At 60.1% G+C, this 19,621-nt stretch carries 16 protein-coding genes and 1 tRNA gene; 14 read left to right on the top strand and 3 right to left on the bottom strand.

Annotated elements, in window-relative coordinates:
• Window positions 1–3 precede the first annotated feature (3 nt).
• The 14 genes from ybgF to nadA all read left to right on the top strand — a co-directional run bounded on the left by ybgF (window position 4) and on the right by nadA (window position 16,967).
• Window positions 4–840 carry a tol-pal system protein YbgF gene (ybgF, locus tag SC318_RS20905; protein ID WP_306494414.1) on the top strand — a complete coding sequence of 279 codons (837 nt, stop codon included), beginning with the start codon at window positions 4–6 and terminating at the stop codon, window positions 838–840.
• A 164-nt stretch (window positions 841–1,004) separates the two neighbouring features.
• On the top strand, window positions 1,005–1,652 hold the full coding sequence (gene queE, locus SC318_RS20900; RefSeq protein WP_320428299.1) for a 7-carboxy-7-deazaguanine synthase QueE: 648 nt from the start codon (window positions 1,005–1,007) through the stop codon (window positions 1,650–1,652).
• A 134-nt stretch (window positions 1,653–1,786) separates the two neighbouring features.
• Window positions 1,787–1,862: transfer RNA gene (locus SC318_RS20895), tRNA-Lys, on the top strand.
• A 421-nt stretch (window positions 1,863–2,283) separates the two neighbouring features.
• Window positions 2,284–3,978: a 2-isopropylmalate synthase gene (gene leuA / locus SC318_RS20890; RefSeq protein WP_320428298.1), complete on the top strand. Its 1,695-nt coding sequence runs from the start codon at window positions 2,284–2,286 to the stop codon at window positions 3,976–3,978.
• A gap of 1 nt (window position 3,979) precedes the next feature.
• Window positions 3,980–4,720: an AraC family transcriptional regulator gene (locus tag SC318_RS20885; RefSeq protein ID WP_320428297.1), complete on the top strand. Its 741-nt coding sequence runs from the start codon at window positions 3,980–3,982 to the stop codon at window positions 4,718–4,720.
• A gap of 211 nt (window positions 4,721–4,931) precedes the next feature.
• Window positions 4,932–6,428, top strand: coding sequence for an efflux transporter outer membrane subunit (locus SC318_RS20880; protein ID WP_320428296.1), 1,497 nt, complete (start codon window positions 4,932–4,934; stop codon window positions 6,426–6,428).
• Window positions 6,425–7,597, top strand: coding sequence for an HlyD family secretion protein (locus SC318_RS20875; RefSeq protein WP_320428295.1), 1,173 nt, complete (start codon window positions 6,425–6,427; stop codon window positions 7,595–7,597). Before SC318_RS20880 ends, SC318_RS20875 begins: the two co-directional genes overlap by 4 nt.
• A complete protein-coding gene (locus tag SC318_RS20870) occupies window positions 7,590–9,134 on the top strand; it encodes an MDR family MFS transporter (protein WP_320428294.1) in 1,545 nt (514 codons plus the stop codon). The genes SC318_RS20875 and SC318_RS20870 overlap by 8 nt, the downstream gene beginning before the upstream one ends.
• A gap of 458 nt (window positions 9,135–9,592) precedes the next feature.
• Window positions 9,593–10,369, top strand: coding sequence for a DUF3050 domain-containing protein (locus SC318_RS20865; protein WP_320428293.1), 777 nt, complete (start codon window positions 9,593–9,595; stop codon window positions 10,367–10,369).
• Window positions 10,366–10,713 (top strand): DUF4437 domain-containing protein, encoded by a 348-nt coding sequence (locus SC318_RS20860; RefSeq protein WP_320428292.1) that lies wholly within the window; start codon window positions 10,366–10,368, stop codon window positions 10,711–10,713. Before SC318_RS20865 ends, SC318_RS20860 begins: the two co-directional genes overlap by 4 nt.
• Before the next feature lie 25 nt (window positions 10,714–10,738).
• Window positions 10,739–11,668: a diiron oxygenase gene (locus tag SC318_RS20855; protein WP_320428291.1), complete on the top strand. Its 930-nt coding sequence runs from the start codon at window positions 10,739–10,741 to the stop codon at window positions 11,666–11,668.
• A gap of 12 nt (window positions 11,669–11,680) precedes the next feature.
• On the top strand, window positions 11,681–15,157 hold the full coding sequence (locus tag SC318_RS20850; protein ID WP_320428290.1) for an amino acid adenylation domain-containing protein: 3,477 nt from the start codon (window positions 11,681–11,683) through the stop codon (window positions 15,155–15,157).
• 21 nt (window positions 15,158–15,178) lie between these two features.
• The gene (locus SC318_RS20845; RefSeq protein WP_320428289.1) at window positions 15,179–15,646 is read left to right on the top strand and encodes an SRPBCC family protein; all 468 of its coding nucleotides are present in this window, start codon (window positions 15,179–15,181) and stop codon (window positions 15,644–15,646) included.
• A gap of 262 nt (window positions 15,647–15,908) precedes the next feature.
• Window positions 15,909–16,967: a quinolinate synthase NadA gene (gene nadA / locus SC318_RS20840; RefSeq protein WP_124387962.1), complete on the top strand. Its 1,059-nt coding sequence runs from the start codon at window positions 15,909–15,911 to the stop codon at window positions 16,965–16,967.
• Window positions 16,968–17,306: 339 nt separating this feature from the next.
• On the opposite strand, the gene SC318_RS20835 is transcribed toward nadA, so the two are convergent.
• From SC318_RS20835 to gcvT, 3 genes are all read right to left on the bottom strand, one after another.
• Entirely contained in the window at window positions 17,307–17,795 is a 489-nt protein-coding gene (locus SC318_RS20835; RefSeq protein WP_320428288.1) for an RDD family protein, read from the bottom strand.
• A gap of 93 nt (window positions 17,796–17,888) precedes the next feature.
• Window positions 17,889–18,101 carry a cold-shock protein gene (locus SC318_RS20830; protein ID WP_014339904.1) on the bottom strand — a complete coding sequence of 71 codons (213 nt, stop codon included), beginning with the start codon at window positions 18,099–18,101 and terminating at the stop codon, window positions 17,889–17,891.
• 392 nt (window positions 18,102–18,493) lie between these two features.
• Window positions 18,494–19,618 (bottom strand): glycine cleavage system aminomethyltransferase GcvT, encoded by a 1,125-nt coding sequence (gene gcvT, locus SC318_RS20825; RefSeq protein WP_320428287.1) that lies wholly within the window; start codon window positions 19,616–19,618, stop codon window positions 18,494–18,496.
• Window positions 19,619–19,621 lie beyond the last annotated feature (3 nt).

The following is a 19,621-nucleotide window of genomic DNA, read 5'->3' as shown; positions in this document are numbered from 1 at the left end:
GTCATGCGAACGTGCCGTCGTGCTTTAACTGTATTGGCTCTCAGCCTCGCACCGCTTTCGGTGTGGGCTGCGGTTCCTGTAACGGATAACAACTCTGGCTATAACAATAGCGGCAGCAGTTATCCGCCAGCGGGTTATGGCACGAACGGCGCCTATGCTGGGGGGGCGGCTACGGCCGCGCCTTCGGCACAGGGCGAACTGTTCAACCAGCTGCAACGCATGCAGGATCAATTGGCCCAGCAACAAGGCGCCATTGAAGTTCTGCAGAATCAAGTGAACCAGCTTAAGCAAGAAGGCCTGGAGCGTTACCAGGATCTTGATCGACGTATTGGAGCCGGTGTTGCACCTGCCGCTACTCCTGATAATTCTTCTGCCGGTGGCGCGCCCAGTGCCGCCGCCGGTGGCGCAGCAGCGGGGGCCGCGGCAGCGAGCCAGGCCCCGGCTGCCAGCAGTGAACCGGGTGATCCGGCGAAGGAAAAACTGTATTACGATGCAGCCTTCGACCTGATCAAGGCCAAGGACTTCGATAAGGCCAGCCAGGCCTTCACCGCATTCCTGCGCAAGTACCCCAACAGCCAGTACGCGGGCAACGCCCAATACTGGTTGGGTGAGGTCAACCTGGCAAAGGGTGATCTGCAGGGGGCAGGCCAGGCTTTCGCCAAGGTCAGCCAGCTGTATCCCAAGCACGCCAAGGTACCGGATTCGCTGTACAAGTTGGCTGACGTAGAACGTCGACTGGGTCATACCGACAAGGTCAAAGGCATTCTGCAGCAGGTTGTTGCTCAGTATCCGGGTACTTCTGCTGCGCAGTTGGCCCAGCGGGATCTGCAACGCTTGTAAGCCATGCAGCCCGTTTAGAAGAAACCCGCGCCTGGCGCGGGTTTTTTCGTTAGAATCCACGCCCTTTTATGAAACACGCTTCCTGGGGTTGACGCGTTGGCGCAATCCCCTGAAGTGCCTGACGGAGGCGGACAGCCTGTTTAGCTGTTACGCCCGTGGCGACTATGCAAGACACATTACGTATTACCGAAGTTTTTTACTCATTACAGGGTGAAACGCGCACCGCAGGGCTGCCTACCGTATTTGTACGGCTTACCGGCTGCCCCTTGCGTTGCCAATATTGCGACAGCGCTTACGCCTTCAGCGGCGGCACCGTGCGTACCCTTGAAGACATTCTGGAACAGGTTGCCGGCTACCGGCCGCGCTACGTCTGTGTGACGGGCGGCGAGCCGTTGGCGCAACCCAATGCCATTCCCTTGCTCAAGCAACTGTGCGACGCCGGCTACGAGGTCTCGCTGGAAACCAGCGGCGCCTTGGACATCTCTGCGGTAGACCCGCGTGTGAGTCGGGTGGTCGACCTCAAGACCCCCGACTCCAAGGAAGCCCACCGCAACCGCTACGAGAACATCGACTTGCTGACGGCTAACGATCAGGTCAAGTTCGTCATCTGTTCGCGTGAGGATTATGACTGGGCGACCTCCAAGCTGATCCAGTATGGCCTGGAGCGACGCGCGGGCGAGGTGCTATTTTCCCCAAGCCATCACGACCTGAACGCCCGTGAATTGGCAGACTGGATCGTTGCGGACAACCTGCCGGTACGCCTGCAATTGCAGTTGCACAAATACCTGTGGAACGACGAACCAGGGCGCTGATACGACCGATCAGACGGTGGCGCGGGGCGCTCCAGCCCACCGAATCAAGGGGCCTGCGTACAAATTCTGAATTATTTTCAAATAAGGTGTTGAATAATCCTTAGAAATCAGTATTATACGCGCCACCACACAGCGGGTCGTTAGCTCAGTTGGTAGAGCAGTTGGCTTTTAACCAATTGGTCGTAGGTTCGAATCCCACACGACCCACCATATTTGGCGGTTTAGAAAATCCGGAAGGCCCACGCAAGTGAGGATTTCCGGGTTTTTTTTTGCCTGTCATTCGGCCGTTGGCAATCGGCTCGTAAATCAGCCAACGGCCCTGCGAAGTGGGCGGCCAGACCGCCATCGCGTCTCTTCTCCTGAATAACCCCCTTATTGCCCTTCTCACTGCAGCTGGATGAGCCGAATCAACGCGGCTTATCGATTTTTTCTTGCCATTAAAATACCAATCTTAAAAATACTAACCAATATTCAACCGATATTTGGTTTTTTATATAATTTTTTTCATTTTATCGACCCAAATACGCAATTCATGTCAAGCTCACTGCGTTTAGTATTGGATCCAATGTCGTAAAGCGTTCAGGCAGCCTGCGCGCGACGTCGGCGATCAATTCTAAAAAGGAGAAGCGACATGATGCTCAAGGACCCTTCCAGCAAATACCGCCATTTCACCACCGTGGATCTGCCTGACCGCCAATGGCCCAGCATCGTGCAGGCGGCAGCGCCGACCTGGTGCAGTGTCGATATGCGTGATGGCAACCAGGCTTTGATCGAGCCCATGAATGCCGAGCGCAAGCGCCGCTTCTTCGAGTTGCTGGTCAAGGTGGGCTTCAAGGAGATCGAGGTGGGCTTTCCTGCCGCGTCGCAGACCGATTTCGATTACGTGCGTGAGTTGATCGACAGTGGCGCGATTCCCGACGATGTGACTATCCAGGTAATGACGCAAGCGCGCAGCCATTTGATCGAGCGCACGTTTGAAGCCCTGAAAGGCGCCCCGCGAGCCATCGTGCATGTGTACAACGCCACCGCGCCGGTATTTCGAGAGGTGGTGTTCGGTGTTGATCGCGCCGGCTGCATCGACATTGCCACCCAGGCAACGCGCGAGATCAAGCGTCACATGGACAACAATCCAGATACCCAATGGACGTTCCAGTATTCCCCGGAAACCTTCTGTTTCACTGAGTTGGATTTTGCGCTGCAGGTTTGCGAGGCGGTGACGGACGCCTTCGGACCGACCCCGTCGAACAAGATGATCCTGAATCTGCCGACCACCGTGGAAGTCTCTACGGCGAATGTCTTCGCGGATCAGATCGAATGGTTCTGCCGGCATTTCAGCCGGCGCGACAGCGTGGTCATCAGTGTTCACCCGCATAACGATCGGGGTACTGGGGTTGCGACCGCCGAACAGGCGTGCCTGGCCGGAGCCGAACGTGTCGAGGGCACGTTGTTCGGGAACGGCGAGCGAACCGGCAACGTGGACATCCTGACACTGGCAATGAACCTCTACACCAGCGGCATCGACCCGCAACTGGATTTTTCGGACATCATCCATGTGCAGCGCGAAGTCGAATTCTGCAATCAACTGCCCACGCACCCGCGCCATCCTTACGCAGGGGAGTTGGTGTTCACCGCGTTTTCCGGATCGCACCAGGACGCGATCAAAAAAGGTTTTGCTGCCCGCCAAGCCAATCCCAATGGGCTGTGGGAAGTTCCTTACCTGCCGATTGACCCTGCCGACATGGGACGCAGCTATGAGGCGGTGATTCGCGTCAACAGCCAGTCGGGCAAAGGTGGTGTGGCGTATCTGCTGGAGCAGCACGGCATTGTGATGCCGCGCCGTTTGCAGATTGAATTCAGCAGCCTGGTTCAGCAGGAAGCCGATGCGTCGGGCCAGGAAGTCAGTGGCGAGATGATCCTGGCCTGCTTTACCCGGCACTATCTGGATCAAGGCAAGCCTTACACCTTGCTGCAGCCCAAACTGGTCAGCGAAGGCAACGTGACGTATCTGGAAGGCACGCTGACAGGTGGCGAGCGCCCCCTCGAGCTGAGCGGCGAAGGTAATGGTCCGCTGGCGGCGCTGGTCGATGCGTTCGCGCAACGCGGCATCCACTTCGACATCGCCGACTACCACGAACATGCTACCCGCGACGGTGCCCAGGCTGAGGCATTGGCCTATGTGGAGATCCGCGTGAACAACCAGTTGCTGTTCGGTGCCGCCCGCGATGGCAGCATCTTGCTGGCGTCCCTCAAGGCAGTGACGAGCGCCGTCAACCGTGCATCGCGCCTGGGCCTGCTCAGCGTGGTGACTGCCGCGGTGCCTTCCTGAGATGAATGCGCACACCGCATTGGCGGCGCTTACCGGTAACTACGGTCATGGCGACATCGTTGCCTCGCATCGGCATGACGAAGGCCAACTGGTCTACGCCATCAACGGTGTGATGCTGGTATCGGTCGTCGGCACCACCTGGGTGGTGCCTTCCGGGCACGCGCTGTGGGTGCCGTCGGGGCAGGAGCACCAGATCCGCATGACGGGCGAGGTGCGCATGCGCACGTTGCTGATCACCCCCGGCGCGCACCGTGCCTTGACCGAGGAATGCCACGTTATACGCGTGTCACCACTGCTGCGTGAGTTGATCATCGCAGCGGCCGAAACGCCTGACAGCGAGCCGGCCGTGCTGCGTCATGTGCAGATCGTCGACCTGATCTTCTCCGAACTCGACCGCGCGCAGAGGGTTTTGGCGCATGTGCCGATTCCGGACGAACCGCGGCTCAAGTCGCTGTGTGCCGACTTTATCGACAACCCATCCCAGGAGTCGAAACTGGAGAGCTGGGCGGTACAACTCAATATGAGTTCGCGCACCCTGGCTCGGCTGTTCCAGAAAGAGCTGGGCATGAGTTATGGCGAGTGGCGTAAGCGCACGCGGCTGCTGCTCAGCATGCAGCGCCTGGCGTGTGGCGTGTCCATTCTGGAAGTGGCGCTCGAGCATGGCTACCAGAGCCCGAGCGCGTTCACCGCAATGTTCAAACGCACCATGGGCTACACCCCCAGCAACTGCCGGCTGGTCTGATCGGACCTCGCGCTCACACGTTTTTTTCCTACTGGACATGGCCCGCCTTCGCGCAGGGCCATGCGTGCGTGCGTCTGCTCGGCGAGCGCTCAAGATCCAGCCTGCGCGCGCAGGTTGTCCCAATCGAAACGATGGTTGTCTGGAACTCGGGAGATGCGCAGCGCGGTGCTCTCTTAACCTGCGTCTCTACTTAGCACTCTGGATTTCTGCGATGGGTTCGCCTTCTTTTTCCATGCGGCACAGCCGTCTTTCGCTCCTGGGCGCGGCCGTCGTCTGGTTGGCGGGGTGTTCCTCGTGGGTGGCCCATGCGCCGGCGCAACCGCACCCCCAGCGCATCGATGCGTTGAGCCGCCTGCCGCAAGGTGTGTCGGCCCAGCCCTTACCCGACCGTTGGTGGCAGTTGTACAACGATCCCCAACTCGACGCCCTGGTGCAGCAAGCGCTGGCGCACAACCGCGACCTGGCGGCGGCACAGGCTCATGTGCAGTCGATGCTGGCCGCAATCATGCAAGCCGACGCCGAGCGCTGGCCGTCCACTCAAGCGTCAGTGGGCGCGGTCTATGGCAAGACGGCCGACGATCAGACCCTGGCCAAGGCCACCGACAGCCACGCGCCATCGCAGTGGGCCTTCAACCCTGGCTTCGAACTGGCTTACCAGGTGGATGTGTGGGGCCAGGTCCAGCGCAGCATCGAACGGGCGCAGGTGCAGGCGGCGGCGGCTCAGGATGCCGAAGACCTGCTGCGCATCACGGTCGCCGCGCAAACCACCCGCGCCTACGTGAATGCCTGCGCCCTGGGCGCGCGCGCCAAGGTGCAGCGCCATTCGCTGGAAGTGGTCGGGCACAGCCTGGCATTGACCGATCGCCAGCGTCAGGCCGGTGTGGTGACCGATCTTGAATACAGCCGCATGCAGGCCCTGCAGGGCGAAACCCTGGCCTTGCTGCCCATGCTGGAGGCGCGCCGCCAGACCGCGTTGTACGAGCTGGCGATGCTCACCGGCGTGGCTGATCTGGAGCAGGGCTCGGGCGCTGCGACATGCGAAGTGGTGCCGCAACTGACTGGCGCGCTGCCGGTGGGCGATGGCTGGCAATTGCTGGCGCGCCGCCCGGATATTCGCCAGGCCGAGCGAGCGCTGCAAGCGGCCACGTTGCAAGTGGATATCGTCCAGGCCGACCTGTACCCGAAGGTGACCTTTGGTGCATCCGTGTCTTCTTCTGCCAGCAAACCCCATGAACTGGGGGACAGCAGCGCGGTGATGTTCGGCATTGGCCCGCTGATTACCTGGCAATTCCCCAACTGGCGTGCCAACCGTGCACGGGTCAACCAGGCTCGCGCGCTTGAGCAGGTGGAGGTCGCGCAGTTCGAGGCGAGCGTGCTCAAGGCCCTCAAGGATGTGCGCCAGGCCCTGGCGTTGTACGACGGCGAGCGTCAACGCCACGCGGCCTTGAGTCAGGCCCTGGAGAGCAGTCGGCACGCCTACCAGCTGGCGCAGTTCAACTACGAAGCCGGCTCCATCGACTTTCTCGACGTGCTCGACAGCGAGCGTGAGCTGATCCGCCTGCAAGCCACCCAAGCCGATGCCGACGGCCAGTTGCTGCAGCGCCAGATCAGTCTGTTTCGCGCCCTGGGCGGCGGCTGGCAATCCACCCCCACCCCTGCTGCTGCGCCCACTCACGCCTCTGTCACTTTTTCCGGTACCCAGCCATGAATATCGCTGTTGATGAAAAAACCACTGTGCAGGATGAGCAGGAGCATGTGCTCGAACAACTCATGCACGCCCGCAAGCAACGCCGCAAACGCAACCTGATCCTGCTCGGTGGTGCGGCGTTATTGATCGGCGCAGTGGCGTTCGGTGTGTATTGGATGACGGTTGGGCGCTACCTGGAACAGACCGACGACGCCTACGTGCGTGCCGACTGGATTCCCATCAGTCCACGGGTGTCGGGGTACGTGGCCCAGGTGCTGGTGGAGGACGACCAGCCCGTCAAGGCAGGCGATGTGCTGGTGCGCATCGAGGACCGCGATTACCAGGCGCGCTTGGCCCAGGCCCGTGCAGAGTTGGCCGAAGTGCACGCCTCCATCGCTGCCCAGCAAGCCAACCTGCAAGTCACCGACAGCCTGATCGCCCAGCAAAAGGCCGGCGTGGCTCAGGCTGAGGCGCACACCCGCAGCGTGGGGGCGGAGTTGCGCCGCGCCAGCCTGGATCAGCGTCGCTATGAAGGCTTGGTGCGCGAACATGCCGCCAGCGCCCAACGTCTGGAAAGCGCGGCTGCCAGCTACACCCAGGCCAGCGCCGCGGTGGAAATTGCCCGGGCGATGCAGCGCCAGCAGGAAACCCGCCTGAACGTCGCCATTACCCGACGCCAATTGGCCGATGCCTCGCTGCAGCAGCAGATAGCCCGGCGCGGCCAGGCCGAGGCCCAGTTGAAACTGGCGGACCATGCGCTGGAAGACACCTTGATCCGCTCGCCGATCGACGGCGTGGTGGGGCAGCGCAAGGTGCGCACCCGCCAGTACGTCGCGCCGGGGCTGCCGCTGCTGGCGGTGGTGCCCTTGCAGCAGGCCTACGTGGTGGCCAACTACAAGGAAACCCAATTGCGCGACATGCGCGCCGGGCAAGCGGTGGATATCAGCGTCGACAGCTATTCGGGACGCAAGCTCAAGGGCCATGTGGTGAGTTTCTCGCCCGGCTCGGGGGCGGTGTTCGCGCTGCTGCCGTCGGACAATGCCACCGGCAACTTCACCAAGATCGTGCAGCGTTTTCCGGTGAAGATCATGATTGATCAGCACGATGACGGCGGCCCCATCCTGCCGGGTATGTCGGTGGTCACCACGGTGGATACCCGTCCCACTGTCCAGGGCGCCGCGCATGACTGAGGCTGGCGAGAAAACCGTCTCCTTTCGCGCCTGGGTGGCCGTGATCGGCGGGCTGTTCGGCTGCTTCATGGCCGGCATGAACGTGCACGTCACCAGCGCCGCGTTGCCTGAAATCGAAGGCTCGCTGGGGGCGACCTTCGAAGAGGGTTCGTGGATCTCCACGGCGTACCTGGTCGCGGAAATCGTCATGATCCCGCTGACCGCCTGGCTGGTGCAGGTGTTCTCGCTGCGCCGCGTGATGCTGGTGGGCTCGTTTGTGTTTCTGGTGGCTTCGATTGCCTGCTCCTGGGCGCCCAACCTTGAAGTGATGATCATCATTCGGGTGATCCAGGGTGCCGCCGGCGCGGTGCTGATCCCGTTGTCGTTCCAGCTGATCATCACCGAGCTGCCGCCGAGCAAGATCGCCATGGGCATGGCCCTGTTCGCGTTATCCAACAGTGTGGCCCAGGCTGCCGGGCCGTCCATCGGCGGCTGGCTGACCGATGCCTATTCCTGGCGCTGGATCTTCTACCTGCAGCTGGCCCCCGGCATTCTCCTGCTGCTGGCGGTGGCGTGGTCCATCGATGCCAAACCCATGCAACTGAGCCTGCTCAAACGCGGCGACTGGGGCGGCATCCTGGCCATGATCGTCGGCCTGGGCGGATTGCAGATCGTGCTCGAAGAAGGCGGGCGCAAAGACTGGTTCGGCTCCGACTTCATCGTGTGGATGTCACTGGCCGCCGGCGTCGCCCTGGTGTACTTCGTGCTGTCGCAACTGTACGGCAGCCGCTCATTCATCAACCTGCGCTTGCTCAAAAGCTACAACTTCGGCGTGGCGAGCGCGGCGATGTTCATTTTTGGCGGGGCCACGTTCGGCCTGGTGTTTCTGGTGCCCAATTACCTGTCCCAATTGCAGGGCTACAACGCCCGGGAAATCGGGATCAGCCTCATTGCCTACGGCATGGTGCAACTGGTACTGGCACCGTTCATGCCGCGCCTGATGAAATGGCTCAACCCCAAGCTGATGGTGGCCAGCGGCTTTTTCATCATGGCCCTGGGCTGTTATCTCGGCGCGCACCTGGACGTGGACAGCGCCGCCAACGTGATCATCCCGTCCACCGTGGTACGGGGTATCGGACAGCCGTTGATCATGGTGGCGCTGTCAGTGCTGGCCGTGTCGGGGCTGGCCAAGGATGAAGCCGGTTCCGCTTCGGCGTTGTTTTCCATGCTGCGCAACCTGGGTGGGGCCGTGGGCACTGCCGGGCTGACGCAGATCGTCGCCATGCGCGAGCGCTTTCATTCCGAGCGTGTCGGCGAATCGATCACTCTGTTTTCCCCGTCGTTCCAGGAGCGCCTGCGCGCGGGCATGGTGGACAGCGAAGAATTCGTTTTCAACCAACTGTTGCCCGCCCAGCAGCAAGTCCTTGAGGGCCTGATGCACACCGTGCGTCGCGAGGCCTACTTGATGGCCTACAGCGATGCGTTCTACGTGTCCTGTGTCGCCTTGATCCTGTGCGGTGTGGCGGCATTGGCTTTACGTCAGCAAGCAAAGAATTGAATGCACACAGCCGGCAAGTGAGCGCGGCTCTTCTCAACGAACAAGAGGGAACTTGAATGGTAAAAAGGCGAATGGCCTGTTAACGGTTTAGTTGATTGCTAACTTAGCAATGACATGAAGTTTGCCAATGCTCGCGATCCGCGAGTAGGTAAACTATCGCCCGACAAAGTTGATGTTTATAACTTTGATCGGGCTTCTGTTGTTGTGTGTTTTGTGGTTTTGAAATAATTTGTAATATTTTTCCAGAAAACGCTTGCTGATGGTAATGAACTTCCTCTAAGTTTCGTCTTGCTTCGGCGGCTGACCTCTCGGGCCAATGAAGTATCACCCTGTAATCTAATTGAAATGTATCGCGTGCTGGCCGGTAACGGCGAGATAAGCCTGCTCATGCCTTAAATAAGGCGGGTGGGTATATGTCGAGGCGCCAGGGCGCAACTAAGCCTGATAAGGAGAGCAGCATGGAAGATAAAAAGTCGCTATTGAATGCAAAGAAAACGGAACTGGGCAATCATCGGATATTTGCTGAAATCAATTCATTGCCCGTCTTGCGCGCCTTTATGGAAACCCATGTCTTTGCCGTGTGGGATTTCATGTCCCTGGCCAAGCGCCTGCAGCAGGACCTGACCTGTACTCGTCTGCCATGGCTGCCTCCACTGGACCCGGCGGCCGCTCACCTGATCAACGAAATCATCCTCGGCGAAGAGTCTGACCAAAACCTGCAGGGTGGTCACTACAGCCACTTCGAACTCTATCTGCACGCCATGCGTGAAGTGGGCGCCAGCACCGACAAGATCGAATTCTTCGTCGAACTGATGCGTGAAGGGGTCGATCTGCAGACCGCCTTGAGCCGTTGCGACGCAGGCCTGGCGGCTTCCGCCTTTGTGACCGATACCATCGAAACCGCAATCAACGCGTCGACGCACAGTGTCGCCGCCGCGTTTCTGCATGGGCGTGAGAGCGTCATTCCAGAGATGTTCCAACGCATTCTCGATGACTGGGACATCACTGCCGACGACGCACCAACGTTCCGCTACTACCTGCAGCGCCATATTGAAGTCGACTCCGAAGATCACGGCCCGGCCGCCGAAAGCCTGCTCGCGCGGCTGGTCAACGGTGATGCCCAGCGCCAGGAAGAAGTCTATGAGTCGGCCATCGCTGCAGTGCAAAGTCGCCTGGCGCTGTGGGACAACTTGCGCGTGGCCATGCGCGAAAATGTCAGTGAGTGCGTGGCATGAACGTAGAAGTCATCGAAGCTGACCAGGCCCAATGGGTCGAGGTGACATCCGAGCGCGGTATCACCCTGACGGTATTCAAGGACACCTTGGACCCTGTCAATAAGACCGGGATTCGCACGCGACTGGTGCGCTTCCATCCGGGCGGCGGCACCCGTGAAATCTATACACATGACTATCACGAAGAAGTGTATTTGATTGAAGGCGACCAGACAGAGTTAGCCAGTAAAGAGCGTCCCGAGAAAACCTACCGTGATGGCGGTTACTTCTTCAGGGCGGCGCACACCGAGCACGGACCGTTCAATTCGAAAGACGGTTGCCTGTTGTTTGAAGTGCACTATTACTGACCATCATGAACAAAGGGAACGATTCATGAGAGCTGAAGAATATCAGTCATTTTCCGAGTCTTGGGAGGAGCGGGCGACGATTCGTACGCGGCCGAGGCGTCGTTTGGAAGATGATGGAAAGTTAATATTCCCAATCAGTCGCCAACCGCTGGTGATGGGTGCAACGTTTATTCGCGAGTGTGCTCACTTGCAGCACTTCGTGCTCGTTCAGAGTTTGTACAAGTTCATTAACGACGTGGTGATTTTCGAAACGGAAATCGTCGATAAAACGGCCCGAAGTATCGCGAAGGACAACTTCGCCATCCGCTTCCCGTTTGCCTGTCGGTATGACGCGATGACCGTGGTGGTTGACGAGGACTACCACGCGCTAGTGGCGATGGATTACATGCAACAGACCATCGAACTGACCGGGATCGAGCCCATTGACTTGCCCGCGGAAATCGAACTCAGCCGTTCGATTCCCAAGGCACTGGCGATGGCGCCCGAGCACCTTAAAGCGGCTGTCGAGCTGATCTGCGTTGCGATTGCCGAAAACACCCTGACCAACGATGTTGCGGCGTTTGCCCGGGACGACTCGGTGAAAGCGTCGGTCAAGGGGTTGATGGCAGACCACTTGGCGGACGAGGGGCGGCACTCCGGCTTCTGGGCCAACTTGACGCGCATTTATTGGCGCACCGCGAGCGAGGAAGACAAGCGCTCGCTGGCCGCGATCATGCCGGTGTTCCTCGGCGAGTACCTGACCAACGAGATCCAGCAGGGGTTCGATTTTGCCTTGATCGAGCAGTTGCCGGTGAGCGCCTCCGTCAAGGCCGCGTTGCGTGAGGAAGTCGAGGGCATGAGTTTTCCGATCACGCCGACGCATCCGCTGGTGGGCAACATCGTTCGATTCTTCAAACACAGCGCCATGCTCGACGCTCCCTGCATGCAGGAAGCGCTCGCCGATTATCTGCGCTAGAGGAGAACTTCAATGAGACATCTTGATATCGTTCTGTGCGGGCGCAGCCATGCGCTCGCCTGCCTGACGCAAGAGCTGGAGCAGATGGGGCACACGACGCATCTGTTGCCCACTGATAACGCCAACGAGCTGCGCCGGTTGGCGGCGCCGGACCTGGTGATCGATGACGCCAGCACGACACGGTTCCCTGACTATCCGACATGTCACCGTCTGTCTTTGCGGATGCGGTCCGACGATGCCGGCGATGTGTTCGCGCCCTTGCACCTTGAGTGCCTATGGCGTGCGGGGGAGGGTGATTGGATGACGCTGGGGCGCCGTGAAGTCGGCGCCGACGCGTCCGGCAACGGGGCCGACCGGGCGCAGGAAGCCATCGCGCAAATGGTCGAGTTGGCCAGTGTGCACATTGGCCGCTACTCGCGCAGCGCCGACTATCTTGAGGCGCCGCGTGAGCCGGCGAAATCTGCCGACAGACTGTTGAGCCTGATCGCGCTGGATCGGCTCGCCTGGCAGCATCGTCACAATGCCACTGCCAACATCGGGGTGCTGCAGGAAGCCCGGCAACCCTTCGTACAGCGCCTGGCCGACAGCCTGCTGGCCAATGCCGAGCGCAGTGCCTTGAAAGTCGACGGGCACGGCATGTCCTACGCCCAACTGCACGCCTACAGCGTGGCGATTCAGGAACGCCTGCAGCCTTTGCTGCAAGCGCAGGCCGGGGGGCTGACCGTGGTGGGCATCTCGTTGCCCAAGGGCACGGCGCTGTATGCCGCGATCCTGGCGGTGATCGGCTGCGGCGCCGTGTACCTGCCCCTGGACCCGAACCATCCGGCGGAGCGTCGTGGCGCGATCCTCAAACATGCCAACGCCAGCTTGCTGATCCAGGACACCGAAGCCAGCAACCCGCTCCCGGGCCTGACGACCCTGGACATCGGCCACCTGGATTTCTTCCACCACGGCGCCAAAGGTTACAGCCGCGTGGCCCTCGCGCCAGATCAAAGCCTGCTGCGCGTGCCGCTGGCAGGGGCGGCACCCTGTGTAGCGATCTACACCTCGGGCACCACGGGTCAACCCAAGGGCGTATTGCTGACGGTCGACAACCTGAGTCACTTCTGCGCGTGGTATGCCCGCTATGTGGAGCTGGACCGTGACAGCCGGGCCTTGCAGTTTTCCACCATCAACTTCGATGCCTCGCTGCTCGACATCTTCCCGACGCTGATCCAGGGCGCCGAGTTGATCGTACCCACCGAGGACCAGCGCCGCGACCCGGTGGCGCTGGCCGAGCTGATTGAGCAGGAGCAAGTGACTCACGCCTTCCTGCCACCGGCCTTGCTCAGCATTCTCCCGCTCGAATCGCTGTACGGCATGCGCCATCTGGTGACGGGCGGAGATGTGTGCGAGCCCCATGTCATCGAGCAACTGGTGGGCCACTGCCAACTGCATAACATTTATGGGCCCACGGAAACGACCGTACTTGCCACATGCCGCACCTTCCAGCCCGGCGACAATAATCGCAACCTCGGCGTGCCGATTGCCAATACCGCGATCTACCTGCTCGACGAAGATGGCCTGCCGGTAGGGCAAAGTGGCAGTGGTGAGATCCACATCGCCGGGCCGGGGGTGGGCCTGGGTTATCTGGACGCCGTGCAGATGACGGCCGAACGGTACCGCCTGCACGAATTGCCCGATGGCCAGCTGTTGCGTTTGTACCGCACCGGGGATCTGGCGCGCTGGACCCAAGACGGCATCCAGATCATCGGGCGCCTGGATAACCAGGTAAAGATCCGTGGTTTTCGTGTCGAGCCGGAGGAAATCGAACACTTGCTGCAATCGAGCCAGTTGTTTCGTCAGTTGGCGGTCGTGATCGATCAGCAGCGGCGCATCCTGGCGTTTTTCTCCCAGCCCCAAGGCGGTGACGGGCACGCGGCCAGCGAACAGCTGCAGGCCTACGCAGTCATGCATTTGCCCGATTACATGCGCCCCAGCGCTTACTGCCTGCTGGAACGCCTGCCGGCCACGGCCAACGGTAAAGTCGACCGCTCGGCCCTGAAGAATCTACCCGTCAATTACAAAACCCAGGGGCCACGTCAGGCACCGCAGAACCCTACCCAGGAAACCCTGCTCGGGCTGTGGTCGACACTGCTCGACATGCCCGGCGCCGACATCTCCGTGGATGACAGTTTCTTCAACCTCGGCGGCCACTCGATCCTGCTGTCGCAAATGCTGATGGGCATTCGCGAGACGTTCGGCAAGGGCGTGTCGATCAACCGTTTTATTGAACAACCTACCCTGATCAATCTTGCCAATCTGATCGACCAGGACGTCGAGGCCACCGCCACGGTCAGCCCCCAGGCATTGCGTGACGCGATGCTCAGGCCTGAGCTGGACGTGTTGCCGATCAGCCGACTGGGCAATCTGCACAAGGTTATCGTCACCGGTTCCAACGGGTTTCTGGGTGTGCATATCGTTGAGGCGCTGCTGGAGCTGGGCAGCACTGAAGTGGCGTGCCTGGTGCGCGAATCGGCGGGGATGAGTGCCCAGCAGCGTTTCGAACACGCGTTGATTCAGAACCGTCTCGAACACCTGGACCTCAGTCGGGTAAAGGTGTTGGCGGCAGATATCAGCCAGCCTCGGCTGGGGCTGTCGCAAGCGGATTACGAATGGCTGGACCGTGAATACGGCGTGTTGATCTACAACGCGGCCAACGTCAACCACGTGCTCGACTACGAGTCGCTGGTCAAGGACAACGTCACGCCCGTACTGGAATGCCTGCAGTTGTGTGAAGGGCGCAGCAAGAAGGTGTTCAATTTCATTTCCACCTTGTCCGCCTCCAGCACGGTGGATGAGCAGGGGCGCGTGTTGGAAGAACCCCCGGCGTTCACGCCGCCGATCTACATCCGCAATGGCTACAACCTGTCCAAATGGGTGGCCGAGCGCATCTTGTGGAACGCCAGTGAGTCGGGGGTGTGGGTCAACCTTTATCGTCCGGGCAACATTGCCTTCAATACGCGTACCGGTGTGTGCCAACCCCATCAGAACCGGTTGATGCTGATGCTCAAAGGCTCATTGCAGCTTAAGGAAGTGCCTGAGCTGGCGCTGAACTTCGACCTGATGCCGGTGGACTTCCTCGCTCGGTTCATTGCCTTCCACGCCAGCCGGCATAACCGCGCCAAGGCGGTCTTCAACCTGCACAACCCGCTGCCCCTGAGCTGGACGCATTACCTGGAGGCGTTTCGCGCCGCTGGTCACGATTTCCAGATGGTCCCGGTGACACAATGGCAGCAGCGCTTGTCGGCGATCGACAGTGACAACGCGTTGTTCGGTGTCGTTGGCTTTTACCTCAATGGGTTTGAGGAAGACATCGGCGATATCTCGATGATCGAGTACCGCAATGCGCTCTCAGGCATCCGTAGCATGGGTGAAGACTACCCGGCCAAGAACAGTGCGCTGCTGCAAAAAGGCTGCGACTACCTCAAGCAAATCGATTTCATCTGAGCAAAAAAAAGGAGCTGTCTCATGCAACATTTTGAACCCGATACCCTGGTACGCAACCCGGTGGGCAACCCTGTGGTTGCCAGCGTCACCGTCAATGGCGATGCGCGCAGCGTGTGGAATGTCGTCGGTGACTTTTCCGGTTTCGCGAAGTTTATTCCGGCGTTGTCGCACATTGAGATGACAGGGGAGGGCGTTCGCTCGGTGCGCAAGAAGCTGTTCAAGGACGGCAATGTGGTGATCGAGCAACTCAACAGCCATGACAACGAAGGCATGACCATGACCTGGTCGCTGATTTACACCTCGCTGAATATCGGCAACCTGTGGGCCGTCATGGAAGTGGTGCCGCAGGGCGCCGACCAAAGCCTGGCGACCTGGACCATCATTGGCCAGCCTTACACCGGCGGCCCGGAAGACGTGCCGGCGTTCGAGGCATTCCTGCAAGGGTTCGCCGAGGATGCGATGAGCAACGTGCAGAAGCTGTTCGCCTGACGTATCCCGTTGCACAGCCCCGCGAACGCCTTTCTATGGAAGGTCTTCGCGGGGGCTCCAACCCCCGCCGTCATCCCCCCGCAAAATGCCCTCGCACTGCCAGATTAGGCTTTTGAATCGATTCGATATTCTGTAGCCTTGCGCAGCCTCACCGTTACCCGTGCTTGATGAATACACACACTTCGTCCGGCGGCGCCCGAAGGGCTCCAGAGCCGGTGGTACACTCGATTTTCGCGCTACTGCGCCTGCAGGTCTTGCGAACATGACGCATATCTCCGAACGCCTACTGGTTCAAGCCCACCTCGACGCCAAGCAGCCCAAGGCCCTGAGCGCCGATGAGGAAGCGAGCTTGCGCGCTGCCATCGCCGCCGAGCTCAAAGCGCAGGACGCGGTGCTGGTCGCCCACTTCTACTGCGATCCGGTGATTCAGGCCCTGGCCGAAGAAACCGGCGGCTGCGTTTCCGACTCCCTGGAAATGGCGCGCTTCGGCGCCGCTCACCCGGCCAAGACCGTGCTGGTGGCGGGGGTGCGGTTCATGGGCGAAACCGCAAAAATCCTCACCCCTGAAAAACGCATCCTGATGCCGACCCTGGAAGCCACCTGTTCCCTGGACTTGGGCTGCCCGGTGGATGAGTTTTCCGCGTTCTGTGACCAGCATCCCGAGCGTACCGTGGTGGTCTACGCCAACACCTCGGCGGCGGTCAAAGCCCGTGCCGATTGGGTGGTAACCTCCAGTTGCGCACTGGAGATCGTCGAAAGCCTGATGGATAACGGCGAGACGATTATCTGGGGCCCCGACAAGCACCTGGGCACTTACATCCAGCGTCAGACCGGTGCCGACATGCTGCTGTGGGACGGTGCGTGCATCGTCCACGAAGAGTTCAAATCCAAGCAGTTGGAAGACATGAAGGCGCTGTACCCGGACGCTGCGATCCTGGTGCACCCGGAATCGCCGACCTCGGTGATCGAACTGGCGGACGCCGTAGGCTCCACCAGTCAGCTGATTGCTGCGGCGCAGCGCCTGCCGAACAAGACCTTCATCGTCGCCACCGACCGCGGCATCTTCTACAAGATGCAGCAGCTGTGCCCGGATAAGGTCTTTATCGAAGCGCCGACCGCAGGCAACGGCGCCGCGTGCCGCAGTTGCGCGCACTGCCCGTGGATGGCGATGAATACCCTGGAGCGCACGCTGCAATGCTTGCGCGAGGGCAGTAACGAGATATTTGTGGAGCCGTCTGTGATCCCCCATGCGGTACGCCCGCTCAAGCGCATGTTGGACTTCACCCAGGCTGCGCGTCTCAAACTCGCCGGCAACGCCTGACCTGAGTCTGACTGGGTAAAAAGATGTGGGAGGGGGCTGGCTCCCGATAGCGGTGTGACAGTCACCCGATACATTGACTGATCCACCGCTATCGGGAGCAAGCCCCCTCCCACATTGGTATTGCGTCAGGCGAAAGCTCTGATGTGGGTTCTTGATCGTTCCCACGCTCTGCGTGGGAATGCTTCTTGGGACGCTCCGCGTTCCGCCACCGCTGCATTCGGTAATTGCGCTAGGGTGACGCAGAGCGTCACGGGCTACATTCCCACGCGGGAGCGTGGGAATGATCGTATGGTCATCAAGACAGTTGCTCCCGCATTTTGCTCTTCACTTTGCAGGGGATTATTTCTTCTGCTTTGGGATCCGCACCAACTGCGTGTCCGAATAGATGTCATGCCAGCTGCGCTTTTGCTTGTCGAACAGCGACCAGATAAACCCCAGCCCCACGCACAGCCACGACGCGATCGACACCACAAAGCGCAACAGCGCCTGCCACAGGCTGATGCGCGAGCCGTCGGCGTTTTGCACGCGCACGCCCCACACCTGCATACCCAGGGTCTGCCCGGAATGGGTCCAGAACTTGGCGAAGAAGCCGAACAGCACGAACAGCAGGAGGGTCGACAGCAGCGGGTCACCGTCCAGCGCGCCGGATTCGGTGAGCGTGCGCATCTTCGCCTCACCCACGAAGGCGATCCAGATCAACTTATAGATAAATGCGGTGACGATCAGCAGCGCGGTGCATAAAAGGAAGTCATAGAACATCGCTGCCAGGCGACGACCCAGGCCAACGGCGGGAAACTCGCCCTGGGGGCTCAGCAGGGGCTTGGACATGGCAGGACTCTCTGGCGAAAAGTGCAGTTTACGGAATCGCGGGCATAAAAAAGCCCCTGATGTCATATCAGGGGCTTTTTGTCGCAGGAAGGATCAGCCTTCTGCTTGTACTTCGTCAGCCTGCATGCCTTTCTGGCCTTGCACAGCAACGAAAGTCACTTTCTGGCCTTCTTTGAGGCTCTTGAAGCCGTTGCCCTGAATAGCGCGGAAATGCACGAACAGATCCGGACCGCTTTCTGGCGTGATAAAACCAAACCCTTTCTCGTCGTTGAACCATTTGACGGTACCGCTCTGACGATCAGCCATTTTCTTCTTTCCTTTGACGCTAAAAATTAATGACAGCCCCTTTCACATGAAAGAGCACTGGGCTGGGTTGCAGGAAAGTAAGAGACGTCGAACGGGTTGTAGCGCACCACTTAAGCTACTGCCCAGGTCCAGGTTCCAAGCGACCCATGCAAACACAGTGGGCAAACTCTACGCCAACTAATACGAAAAAAACAAGCCCCGCCAGAAAGCCCGAGTTTGCTTGGGTTGATGGCACTTCGTTGAATTAAGTCGAACGGACTTATTCGATAGTCTCGATCACTTGTTATAGGGCATTCCCTATAATAATGGCTATCAAGCGTGCACTGTTATATGGCGGTTGCGTTACAGTTTAGTGCACGTAACGCAACCTCGTTACTTATAGAAACAGCTGATCAGCCTCGGAAGTAACGTTGTGGGACGAATGGCATTTTACTTACACGTAATGGCACTTTTTTCCCACGCACCAGCGCAGCAACTTCGGTATCCAGTGCGACAAATGGGCTGTCCAGGTAGCCTATCGCCAGAGGCCCGCCCAGGGTTGGGCCAAAGCCGCCGCTGCACACGCTGCCGATGACCGTACCGTGCTCATCGACAATTTCCGCGCCTTCGCGCACTGGGGTGCGTTCCTGCGGCAGCAGGCCAACGCGCTTGCGGCTCACGCCGGCTTGCTGTTGGGTGAAGATCCGGTCGGCGCCCGGGAAACCGCCGGCTCGCGCGCCATCGGCACGGCGGGCCTTGGAAATCGCCCACAACAGGCTGGCTTCAATCGGCGTGGTGTCGGTGTTCATGTCATGGCCGTACAGGCACAGGCCGGCTTCCAGGCGCAGGGAGTCGCGCGCGCCCAGGCCGATTGCCTGCACTTCGGCCTCGGCCAGCAGGCTGCGGGCCAGGCTTTCGGCATTTTCAGCCGGTACGGAGATTTCGAAACCGTCCTCACCGGTGTAGCCGGAGCGGCTGACGTAGCAGTCCACACCCAGCAGACGCAGGGAGGCGAACTGCATGAAGGTCATCTTGGTGACTTCAGGTGCCAGGCGCGCCAACACCTTCACCGCTGCCGGGCCTTGCAGGGCCAGCAGCGCGCGTTCTTCGAACAGCGGCTCGATGCTGCACTGCTCGCCGATGTGCGCGCGCAGATGGGCCAGGTCCTGCTCCTTGCAGGCGGCATTGACCACCAGGAACAGTTCGTCGTTGCCCAGGTTGGCCACCATCAGGTCATCGAGAATGCCGCCCTGGTCATTGGTGAACATCGCGTAGCGCTGCATGCCCACCGGCAGGTCAATGATGTCGACCGGCACCAGGGTTTCCAGGGCCTTGGCGGCATTGGCGCCGGTCAGGCGGATCTGGCCCATGTGCGACACATCGAACAACCCGGCCTGTTCACGGGTGTGCAAGTGTTCCTTCATTACACCGAGCGGGTACTGCACCGGCATGTCGTAGCCGGCGAAGGGCACCATGCGCGCGCCCAGTTCGAGGTGCAGGGCGTGCAATGGGGTTTTCAACAGGGTTTCGGTGGACATGTT

This window comes from Pseudomonas sp. MUP55, assembly GCF_034043515.1.
In the GTDB taxonomy this organism is placed as follows: domain Bacteria; phylum Pseudomonadota; class Gammaproteobacteria; order Pseudomonadales; family Pseudomonadaceae; genus Aquipseudomonas.
Note: the sequence above shows the minus strand (reverse complement) of the source record. Positions and strands in the feature narration are given on the sequence as shown.